Genomic DNA, 10,556 nt, shown 5'->3' on the forward strand with positions numbered 1-10,556 from the left:
GTCGAGCAGGACATATTCGCTCGCCCGCCCCGGTGGCCACGGCGTAAGCTGGGACATCGGTCGCGGCACGAGCCCGACCGGCACACGAGCAGCAGAACCACTGCGGAGCGGAGGGACCCCATGGCGGCGAAGAAGTCGGCGGCGAAGAAGGCCGCCCCGGAGGATGGTCCTGAGAAGAAGCTCATCGCCTCGAACAAGCGCGCCTATCACGACTACTTCATCGACGCGACCTGGGAGGCGGGCATCGTGCTCACCGGCACCGAGGTGAAGTCGCTGCGTGATCGTGGTGCGTCCCTGATCGACGGGTACTGCTTCGTCGAGGGTCGTGAGGTGTGGATGGACGCCGTGCACATCGCACCCTACGTGAAGGGCACCTGGACGAACCATGCCGCGCGGCGCAAGCGCAAGCTGCTCATGCACAAGGCGGAGATCGAGAAGCTCGCGAGCAAGTCCCGCGAGAAGGGCTTCACGATCGTGCCGCTGCAGATCTACTTCCTCGGATCGCACGCGAAGGTCGTCATCGGCCTGGCGCGCGGCAAGAAGGAATGGGACAAGCGCCAGACCCTGCGGGAGAAGCAGGATCTGCGCGAGACCCAGCGCGCGATCCGTCAGCGCGAACTGGTCTGAGGCACTCGGCACTCGGCGCTCGGCACACGATCCGACGTCGGGTCGATGCTGCCGGGCCCGCGGGCGGTCAGCTCCGTCGTTCGAGCCGGGCGACGGTCTGCCTGCTCGATTCCAGCAGGCTCCCGTCGGATTCCCCGAGATTCTCCCGCATGAACAGAGCCCTCCGGGCATCCTCCAGGGCGCTGTCCCACAGAGAGGACGCGGCCTCCGCGGAGCCAGCCTCCTGGGCGGCGAGGGCATGGTCGAACCGGCATTTCGCGCGGTGCTGGAACACGGAGGCCAGCAGTGCCAGGGAGGACGGCGAGGTCGGATCCTCGAACCCGGTCTCCTCGGCGGCCAGGTCGAACTGTTCCTCAGCGGAGGTGAAGGCTCCCTGCCACTGCAGGACATGGGCGTACCGGGTGCGCCGCACCGCTCGCACGAGAGCCGAGTGCTCCGCCTGTTCCAGAGATCTGCGAGCGGCGATCGCCGCTTCGTCGAGCCGGCCCAGCATGCGCAGGTAGGCGACGCTCCGGGGATCCTCCGGGTTCTGCGCGCACCACCGGCTCAGCGCGTCCGGATCCTCGACGATCTCTCGCAGGGTGTCATCATCGACGGTGACCTGCACACCTGCAGCGGAGAATCCGACCATGCCCACATCATGCCACCCGTCCTCGCGGGCCGTGAGGCGAGCTGGCCCGGCTCGGGCCTGGCCGTTCACCGTGAGCTCGGGCCTGGCCGTTCACCGTGAGCTGAGGGATATTAGCTTCAGTTCGTCGAGCACTCGCGGTAGACTCGGGGGACGACGCACGGGTTCGCCCGTCGTTCGTGGTGTTTGACAACAGAAGAGTGAGTGCAAGGATGATCCCTCGGGATCGTCGATATCTGCTGCATACCCACGCTGGGGGCCGATCGGTTTCGACGGTAGTTGTCCAGCAAGGGGAAGCGGGCCGAGAACCCAGAGTCATCTCGTTAATGTCCTCTGGAAACCAATAAGTGCCGAATCCAAGCGCACTGACTTCGCTCTCGCTGCCTGATCAGCGTTAGCAGTCTGGAACCCCGGGCTTGCTTCTGACCCGGATCGTTCCATCATCTAAGAAGCCACTGCTGCCGACCCTCGTCATCGGGGAAGGATGAACACCTCAGAGTGACTGAGTCTGTCGACGACGTGTCCGTGCGAACGTCGGGACTGAGAAAACGTCAATACGGACTGCGCCCGGAGAAGCCCTAGCTCCGCACTATCGGACGCGGGTTCGATTCCCGCCGGCTCCACCATTGCACTCACTAGAAGAGGCCCCCTCACCTGCGCTGATGCGCCGGGGAGGGGGCCTTTTCCGTGTCTGGGTCCAGCTGTGGGGCCAGCTGATCTCCCAGTCGGCCCCACAGCTGCATGCTCAGCGGGCGTCGTACGTCAGCCCGTGACCCAGTTCGTAGCGGCTTCCGTCGGCGTCCACATAGACGTAGGGGCGCCCGTCCATATGCTGCTCCTTGGCGTAGCCCGGCACATCGTTGGGGGAGGCGCAGCGACCGTCCTCGTCGACTGCGATCGCGTCGGCGTCGATCGGGAACGTGATCGGGAGGCGTCCGCTGGGCGAGTAGCCGCCGAGCACCGCGTCGACCATCGTCACGTAGTCGGACTCGAACCCGATGAGCAGGCCGTCGGCCAGCGGCTCGATCACATCGAGCAGCCACGGATACATCGCGTTCAGCCCGATGACCATCGTGTCGACGCTCTCCCGGATCTGCTGCACCTTGGCGATGTCCACGTGCGAGTGGTCATCGATCGCGAGATCGGCGATCCCCACGAACTCGAAGTAGGCACCCACGAACGGCTTCATGAGCACGATCGCGACATCAGCGCGGCGGAAGTCGGTGATGAAATCGACCTCGGGATGCGCCTGTTCGAGACGGCTGCGCAGCGCATCCAGCGACTTGACCGTGATCCCCTGCTCCATGAGCTCGACGTAGACCGTCTTCCCTGTGAGCGAGGCGGGGCGCAGCGGCAGGGTCGCGTCGTGATTCTTGGCGAGCACCACCGAACGACGGTGCGCATCCGCCGCCGCGGTCGCCTCGGCGCTCGCGACCACACGGTCCGCCTCCTCGGGGTCTGCGTACGGGTTCTCGAAAAGACCGAGCGCGAAGAGCTCCTCGAGCAGCATCCGGGCCGCTTCGTCGAGCCGCTGCGAGGTGAAGTGGCCGCTCACGAAGGCCTCCCGCACGGACGCGATGTCGTTGGTGTCGGCGAACATGTCCGTGCCGGCCATGACGGCTCGCCCCACGCGCTGCGCCGTGGTGAGCTCCTCGACGCCCCAGGCCATCTTGGACAGCACCCCGGAATCGGAGTTGATGTAGCCGCGGTGGCCCATGGTGCGCAGGAGGTCGAGCACCTCGCGGTTGAAGGCGAAGCCGACCTGCTCGAACTCCGTGAGCCGTCCCTGCGGGGTCGAGGACTTCTCCTCCGACGGGATCGCGTAGTACGGCATGATCGAGGAGGTCCCGGCGTCGATCGCGGCCTGGAACGGGGGCAGATGGTACTGCTCGAGCGACCCTGGCGTGGGGTAGATGTTCAAGCTGCCCTCGACGTAATGGGGGTCGGTGCCGTTCTCGCGGGCGCCGCCGCCGGGGAAGTGCTTCGTGGTCAGGGCCACGCCGTCGGCCGACGGACCCGCCTCGCCCTGGAAGCCGCGCACGAGCGCGGACATCGCGCTCGCCACGAACTCCGGGTCCTCGCCGAAGGTCCCGTGCCCGCGGAACCACCGCGGATCGGTGAACACATCGGCCATGTACATGTAGCCCTTGCGCAGGCCCGAGGCGACCCACTCGGCGCGGGAATGCTCGGCGAAGGATTCGATGAGCTCGATCGAACCGGTCGCCGCGAGTCCGAGCGTGCCGGGCCACTGGGCGAACGGCTGATCCTGCGGAGTGCCGCCCATCTTGAAGCCGCCGGCCTCGTTCTTCGAGTTCGCGGCGACCACCACCGGGATCCCCCAGCGGGTGCCCTCGGCGACCTCGTTCATCGCGTTGATCCAGGTCGCTATCCGGGAGCCCGTGGGCTCCTCGCGCATGATGAAGTGCCGCATGTTCAGCGACTCGATCATCTGCGTGGTGCCCTCGAAGGGGATGCCTGCACTCGTGTGCGGATCGAGCTTGATCGGCAGGTACTGCTCATCGAGCACCCCGTCGTGGCTCGTGAACTCCGGGTTGTGCTGGGAGATGCCCATCGGCCGGGAGCTGATGACCATCAGGCCGATCTTCTCCTCGGGCGACATCCTCGCGACGAGATCCGCTGCACGCTCGGCCGGGTCCAGCCGCCAGTCCTCGAACGGGGTGAGCTCGCCGTCGCCGTCGAGGTCCCGGAAGCGCAGCCCGTCGACCTCGATGATCTGCTTGACACGGGTGGAGAGGGGGACCTGCTGAGTCATGGGGGCTCCTGTGCGGGGGTGCTGGCATGCGGTGTTGCTGGCATGCGGGGGCGCTGGCGTGCGAGTGCTGGGGGAGAGGACTGGTGGTTCGAGGGCGGTGCTCAGCCGGTGATGAGCGGCTCGAACCCGAGGGAGACCAGATGCTGCCGGCTCATCGCGAGGGAGTCGAAGATGTCCCGGCCATAGGTCTGGTCCTGCTCGATGAGCAGGTAGCGGGCACCGGAGGCGATGCCCTGGTCGATGACCCGTTTCCAGTCCAGGGTGCCCTCGCCCACCTCGGCGAACTGCACGATCCCGCCGCCCCAGTAGTCCCCGAAGGCCGAGCGGTCCCCTCCGGCGGCAGCGTCGAGAACCTCCGCAGGGGGCATGGCGATCCGGTAGTCCTTGAGGTGCACGAGGTCCAGGATCCCGTCGAACTCGGCGAGGGTGCGCTCGGGGTCCTTGCCGCCGCGCTGCACCCAGTGGCAGTCGATCTCGTACCGCAGGTTCGGGGCCTTCTCCCGCAGCTGGTCCAGCAGGGTGACGCCGCCGAGCTTCGCGAACTCGATGTGATGGTTGTGGTAGCTCAGCTGCAGGCCGGCATCCGCCATCCGGCGGGCATACCCATCGGCCTCGCGTGCGAAGGCGTCGAAGGATTCCTGGGAGGCCATCGCACTCATCGGCATCATCCCGATGCGGAGCAGCTCGGTTCCCAGCCGTCGAGCATGCTCGACGTGCAGATCGAAGTCCTTCTCCAGGGTGAGTTCCTCGCTGTCCGCGGGAGCCGACGTCTTCGCGGAGATGGCGGCGTACTCGATGCCCAGGTCCTCTCGCGCGGCGACCATGCCGGCCACGTTCTCCTCGGTCATCGGGATCTGGGAGACCTCGACGACGTCGAACCCGGTGTCCTTGACCCGTTGGAGGACGGGAAGGATCCCCTCCTCGGCGACGTGGTCCTTGAGCATCATGAGCTGGATGCCGATCCGTGCCATGCGAACCTCCTGGGGTCGATCCGGGCTGCGTCGCCCGGTGAGCAGGAGCGTCCTGCCCGTCGCGTGTCCCTCACGGTATCCAGCGGCAGGGGAGTCCTCGGAAGTTTGCCGAAGGTTGCCCCTCGCGGACCGGCTGGTCTGCGAGGACCCGATGTCCTCCGACACCGATGCCGCCCGAGCCGGCTGAGCCGGGCGAGCCGGCTGAGCTGGCCGAGCCAGCCGTGCCGTGCGTGCCGGGCGAGCCTCGTATCCTGGGGTGATGTCCAGGACAGATGAACCGTCCGCTGCCCGAGCCGGGTCCGATGCGTCGGCCATCGAGCGGGCGGCTCCGTCCTCGGAGCATCCGACTGCCGCAGTGGCGGGGCCGATGCCTCCTCCCGCCGATCTCCCCGTCGACATCGCCCGTGTCCATCGGATCTCGGAGCGCTGGGTCCCGGAGCCCGGGGTCCCGTGGGAGAGATGCACCTGGGACGTCGGAGCCCAGTCCCTCGGCGAGGGATGGGACAACGTGCTGTGGCCGGTGGGCGAGCTGGACGGACAGCTGCTGGTGGCACGCGTGGCCCGGCGGGCCAGCGCACGAGCGCTGCTGTCGCGGGAGGTGCTCGTGCTGCGCGTCCTCGCGACGCAGGCTTCCGAGCTGACGATGCAGATCCCGGTACCCCTGGCGACCGGACCGGACGCCGTGCTGATCCCGTGGATCCACGGGACGACCGCTGCCGCGGTGTCGGAGGACGGGCGCTCGGTCGTCGCCCGGGCGCTGGCACGCATGCTCGGACAGGTCCACTCCCTCCCGGTGCCCTCGATCGATCGCAACCCCGTGCGCGGCGTCCCGCTCGCCGGGCGGGCCGACGCCTTCGCCGAGGACCTCCGGCGGGCGGGCCTCGACCCGGAGCGCTGTCGGCGCGCACTCGCCCGCTGGGAGCAGGGGGTCTCGGCGCCGGTGTGGCATCACCATGACCGGCTGCTGCATGGCGACCCGCATCCGGGGAACGTCGTCGTGCCCGACGGTCCAGGCCGCATCGCACTGATCGACTGGGGAGATGCCACGACCGGTGACCCCGCGAGCGACCTGGGCGCTCTGCTCCTGCATGACCCGTGGGCCGACGTGCTCGACGACTACCGAGCCGCAGCGAGCTGGCCCGGACTCGAGGACGACGAGGTCTGGGACGCGATGACACGTCGCGCACGCGCGTGGGGAACCCGTGTGGCGCTCTCCCTGTGCGGGGCCTATGGCCCGGACCATCCGCTGGGTCGAACCGGACACCGAATGCTGGGGACCTGAATACTGCGGGGGCCAGTGGACTGTTGAGGGTCTGAGGGTCTGAGGGTCTGAGGGTCTGAGGGTCTGAGGACCTGAGGACCGCTGGGAGGCTTGTGGACCGCTGGGGGAGCGAGGACTGCTGGAGGAACGACAGCTGCGGGAGAGGACTTCGGCGTCGTGATCAGGACGCGGCGTCGAGGGCAGATACGGCAGTGATCTCCTGGAGACCGGCCGGGGCGTCCGCCAAGCGCTGGCGGGCGAGCTCCGGACCGCGGCAGATCCTCTCCCGGGACGCCGACAGATCGGTGAGGACCGTGGCGGGATCGACAGCGAGGATCGCATCGGTCGAGGGGACCTCATCGATCCAGTACACGTCCGCGATGCTCAGCATCCGGTGGGCTGACAGGTCGAATCCGTGCATGCCGTGCTCATGGGCGATCTGTGTGAGCAGCGCGATCGCGCGTCGGTGCGGTCCCCGCAGGACGGGCAGGAAGACGTCCGCCGTGGAAGAACCGGCGACGTCGCCGTCGCTCCACGGGCAGGCTGGCTCTCCGGCGGGATCCTCGGTGCCCTCCGGCTGCTCCGACAGCTCCGGCAGTTCCGGCAGCTCCGCCAGGACGGCAGCGACGAAGCGGCGCATCTCGGGCACCGGGGGCGGCCTGAGCCCGGTCGTCTGTCTCCTGTGCTGCGCGGCGTAGATCCGCGTGTGGAGGTCGGCGCAGGCCGATTCGTCGTCGGCCGGCACCGGCCCTGTCCAGAATCCGAGGCGATAGATCATGACGGGGATCTTCCGCCATCACTCCTCGCCGAGGGACGGCGCATGCACATCGTGCAGGTCAGGCGGGAGCCCGACCGTTCCTCCCCAGCGATTCAGCGCATCGGTGACTCGTCGATCCTGTGGATCGACGGTCCGGCGTGATGCCGGGTCTCAGCCCTGCACAGCCGTCCGGGAGGCGATGAAGGCCTGGACCGCGGCCTCGATGTCGGCCTCCGTATGGGCGGCGGAGAGCTGTACCCGGATGCGGGCCTTGCCCTGGGGGACCACGGGGTAGGAGAAGGCGGTGACGAACACGCCGTGGTCGAGCATGGCGTCCGCGATGCGACCGGCGAGCGCGGCATCGCCGAACATCACGGGCACGATCGCGTGCTCGCCGTCCAGCAGGTCGAAGCCCTCCTCGCTCATCCGGCGCCGGAACAGCTCCGCGTTGCGGAAGAGGGTCGCGCGCAGGTCCGCGCTGCCGGCGACCAGCTCGAGCGCGGCCAGGGTGGCGGCGACGATCGACGGAGCCAGGGAGTTGGAGAACAGATAGGGGCGGCCCTTCTGACGCAGCATTGCGACGATCTCGCCGCGCCCGGAGACATAGCCGCCGCTCGCCCCGCCCAGGGCCTTGCCGAAGGTCCCGGTGTACAGATCCACCCGGTCGGAGACTCCGAAGTGCTCGGGGGTCCCGGCGCCGGTGGCACCCATGAAGCCGACGGCGTGGGAGTCGTCCACCAGCACCAGCGCGCCGTACTCGTCGGCGAGATCGCAGATGCCGTCGAGGGGAGCGAGATAGCCGTCCATGGAGAACACGCCGTCGGTGACGATGATCGTGCGCCGGGCGCCCGCTCCGTCGTTCTGGGCCGTGGTCGCCTCCAGCTGCGCGCGCAGGTCCTCGAGGTCGGCGTTGCGATAGCGGTAGCGGGCCGCCTTGGACAGGCGGATCCCGTCGATGAGCGAGGCATGGTTCAGCGCATCGGAGATGATTGCGTCCTGCGCGCCGAACAGCGGCTCGAACACCGCGCCGTTGGCGTCGAAGCAGGAGGAGAACAGGATCGTGTCCTCGGTGCCGAGGAAGGCGGAGACGGCCCTCTCGAGCTCGAGGTGCAGATCCTGGGTGCCGCAGATGAACCGCACCGACGCCATGCCGAAGCCCCGCTCGTCCAGGGCCTTCTTCGCGGCGGCGAGCAGATCCGGATGATCTGCCAGCCCCAGGTAGTTGTTGGCGCAGAAGTTCAGCACCTCCGCGCCGTCGCGGCCCAGCGGCCCGGCGGTGATGCGGTTGCTCTGCGGGGTCGAGATGACCCGTTCGTGCTTGAAGGTGCCGGCCTGCTCGATCTCGGCGAGCTCGGCGGTCAGCTGGTCCTTGAGGTCCGTGTACACGGTGGTCCTTCCATCGAAGTGCGAGGGATGAGGGTGGGTGGGGACGTGGGTGTGCGCGAGAGCGCGGGCAGAGCAGGGTTCCCCGGCGTTCAGCCGATGGTCTCCCAGTCCAGCAGGACCTTGCCGCCACGGCCGGAGCGGGCGATCTCGTAGGCCGATTCCCACTGTGAGGCGGGGATGACATCGGAGACGGTCGCGAGCACCCGTTCGCGCAGCAGCGGGCTGGTGGAGATCATGGCGCTCATCGCGTTCCAGGTCTCGTACATCTCCCGGCCGTAGATGCCCTGCAGGGTGAGCATGTGGGTGATGACCGTGGTCCAGTCCAGCTCGAAGTGACGGGCCGGCAGTCCCAGCAGGGCGATCCGGCCGCCGTGGTTCATGTTCGAGATCATCTCCTGCAGGGCGCTGGCCTGGCCGGAGATCTCCAGGCCCACGTCGAAGCCCTCCTTCATGCCGAGCTCGCGCTGCGCCTGGGTCATCGTGGTCGTGGCGACGTTCAGCGCGAGATCCACGCCGCCCGCACGCGCCATCTCCAGGCGATGCTCGTGGACATCGGTGATGGCGACATAGCGGGCACCAGCATGCCGGGCCACTGCGGCGGCCATCAGCCCGATCGGTCCGGCGCCGGTGATCAGCACGTCCTCCCCGATGAGGGGGAACTTCAGCGCCGTATGGACGGCGTTGCCGAAGGGGTCGAACAGGGCGCCCAGCTCCGGGGTGATCACGTCGGTGCGGCTGTCGTGCTCGTGCACCCACACGTTGAGGTGGGGGATCACGACGTATTCGGCGAAGGCTCCGTCGCGCTGCACGCCGACGCTGCGGGTGCGGATGCACATCTGCTTGCGGCCGGCGCGGCAGTTGCGGCACACCCCGCACACGACATGCCCCTCGCCGGAGACCCGATCGCCCACGCGGGCGTCGGGGACCTCGGAACCCACCTCGACGACCTCTCCGTAGAACTCGTGGCCGGGGGTGAAGGGGACGGTGTCGCACATCGCCTGCGCGGAGTCGTCCCAGCCCAGGATGTGCAGGTCGGTGCCGCAGATCCCGGCGCGCAGCACCCTGATCTTCACGTCCCAGGCGCCGCAGTCCGGCTCGGGGACCTCGGTCAGCGTCAGCCCGGGGCCGGACTCGGTCTTGCGCAGTGCACGCATCATCGCGGCGGTACTCCTCGTCGGTCGTCGGGCCGCGGCGGCAGGCCCGCCCCCGATGGTAGACGGGTCGGTGGCGCGGATCAGCCGAAGCGGCGGGCTCGCCCTCGTGCCCGGGCCGGTCGTCTGCGAGCATGGGCTCGTCCCGTGACGGAGAGCACCGACCCGGAGGGCGCCGACGCGGCGTGCACCGACGCGAGTGCCGCACCGCTGCGTGGCACTGCCCATCGGCTCTGCCCATAGGCACTGTTCATCGACGCAGCGCATCGATGCAGCAGATCGGCACCTCTCTTCGACCGTCAGGAGCAGACATGGCAGCACTGATGCTCGCCTATCCCGGGACGGGCCTGTGGAGCGTGCGCAACTCCCCGGCGGATCGGGTGCCCAGTCACGGCACCACGCTCTTCGCCACCGCGCACGCGATCGATCTGGTCCCGGTAGGGGCCGACGGTCGCACGGCGCCGTTCGGACTGCGGGCCCTGCTGCGTCCCGAGCCCGCCGACCGCTTCCCCGGCTTCGGCCGCACCGTGCTCGCGCCCGTCGCCGGGATGGTCGTCGCGGTGCACGGCAGCTCGCCGGACCACCCGGCGCATCGTGGGCTGCCCTCGTTCGGCTACGCCCTCACCCAGCGACGCCGGGCGGCCGGGGGATGGGGTGCGCTGGCCGGGAACCACGTGATCCTCCGCACCCCGGGCGGGGAGTTCGTCGCCCTGTGCCACCTGCGCCACGGCTCGCTCCGTGTGCGCAGCGGGGAGCGGGTCCAGGTCGGCCAGGAGCTCGGGGAGTGCGGGAACTCGGGCAACAGCATGGAGCCGCACGTGCACCTGCAGGCGATGACCAGCGCCGATGCGTCCTCGGCCGAGCCGATTCCCGTCGTGCTCCCCTCCGGGCTGCCCCGCAACGGGTCCGTGATCGATGCGGGGTGAGGGCGCCGCCTCGATCCTGTTGCGCCCTCGCGTGGTGCCCTCGGGCGATATTCCAGGGCGCGGCGCGGCGGGTGCC

The 10,556-nt window shown here is 68.8% G+C and carries 9 protein-coding genes and 1 other RNA gene; 4 read left to right on the plus strand and 6 right to left on the minus strand.

Translation table 11 applies throughout. The features are described from left to right. Positions 1 to 120: 120 nt before the first annotated feature. The gene (gene smpB, locus ACT3T5_RS12570; RefSeq protein WP_444577932.1) at positions 121 to 627 is read left to right on the plus strand and encodes an SsrA-binding protein SmpB; all 507 of its coding nucleotides are present in this window, start codon (positions 121 to 123) and stop codon (positions 625 to 627) included. Between the two features lie 67 nt (positions 628 to 694). On the opposite strand, the gene ACT3T5_RS12575 is transcribed toward smpB, so the two are convergent. After that, positions 695 to 1,258 (minus strand): hypothetical protein, encoded by a 564-nt coding sequence (locus ACT3T5_RS12575; protein ID WP_444577933.1) that lies wholly within the window; start codon positions 1,256 to 1,258, stop codon positions 695 to 697. A 252-nt stretch (positions 1,259 to 1,510) separates the two neighbouring features. Between ACT3T5_RS12575 and ssrA the strand changes: the two genes are divergently transcribed. After that, positions 1,511 to 1,881: a transfer-messenger RNA gene (gene ssrA / locus ACT3T5_RS12580) on the plus strand. A gap of 119 nt (positions 1,882 to 2,000) precedes the next feature. Here the strand turns inward: ssrA and ACT3T5_RS12585 are convergent. Next, positions 2,001 to 4,028: a glycoside hydrolase family 3 N-terminal domain-containing protein gene (locus ACT3T5_RS12585; protein WP_444577934.1), complete on the minus strand. Its 2,028-nt coding sequence runs from the start codon at positions 4,026 to 4,028 to the stop codon at positions 2,001 to 2,003. Positions 4,029 to 4,129: 101 nt separating this feature from the next. Continuing rightward, positions 4,130 to 4,999: a sugar phosphate isomerase/epimerase family protein gene (locus ACT3T5_RS12590; protein WP_444577935.1), complete on the minus strand. Its 870-nt coding sequence runs from the start codon at positions 4,997 to 4,999 to the stop codon at positions 4,130 to 4,132. A gap of 259 nt (positions 5,000 to 5,258) precedes the next feature. Here ACT3T5_RS12590 and ACT3T5_RS12595 point away from each other — a divergent pair, with 259 nt between their 5' ends. Further along, positions 5,259 to 6,281, plus strand: coding sequence for a phosphotransferase (locus tag ACT3T5_RS12595; RefSeq protein ID WP_444594502.1), 1,023 nt, complete (start codon positions 5,259 to 5,261; stop codon positions 6,279 to 6,281). A 160-nt stretch (positions 6,282 to 6,441) separates the two neighbouring features. Here the strand turns inward: ACT3T5_RS12595 and ACT3T5_RS12600 are convergent, their stop codons facing one another. From ACT3T5_RS12600 to tdh, 3 genes are all read right to left on the minus strand, one after another. Further along, positions 6,442 to 7,038 carry a hypothetical protein gene (locus ACT3T5_RS12600; RefSeq protein WP_444577937.1) on the minus strand — a complete coding sequence of 199 codons (597 nt, stop codon included), beginning with the start codon at positions 7,036 to 7,038 and terminating at the stop codon, positions 6,442 to 6,444. Between the two features lie 150 nt (positions 7,039 to 7,188). After that, positions 7,189 to 8,403, minus strand: coding sequence for a glycine C-acetyltransferase (locus ACT3T5_RS12605; RefSeq protein ID WP_444577938.1), 1,215 nt, complete (start codon positions 8,401 to 8,403; stop codon positions 7,189 to 7,191). An 89-nt stretch (positions 8,404 to 8,492) separates the two neighbouring features. Next, complete coding sequence (gene tdh, locus ACT3T5_RS12610; RefSeq protein ID WP_444577990.1) at positions 8,493 to 9,557, minus strand: L-threonine 3-dehydrogenase; 1,065 nt, start codon at positions 9,555 to 9,557, stop codon at positions 8,493 to 8,495. Between the two features lie 308 nt (positions 9,558 to 9,865). On the opposite strand from tdh, the gene ACT3T5_RS12615 reads away from it, so the two are divergent. After that, entirely contained in the window at positions 9,866 to 10,480 is a 615-nt protein-coding gene (locus ACT3T5_RS12615) for a M23 family metallopeptidase (protein ID WP_444577939.1), read from the plus strand. The last annotated feature ends 76 nt before the right edge of the window (positions 10,481 to 10,556 follow it).

The sequence above is a fragment of the Brachybacterium sp. AOP3-A1-3 genome, from assembly GCF_052378285.1.
In the GTDB taxonomy this organism is placed as follows: Bacteria; Actinomycetota; Actinomycetes; order Actinomycetales; family Dermabacteraceae; genus Brachybacterium.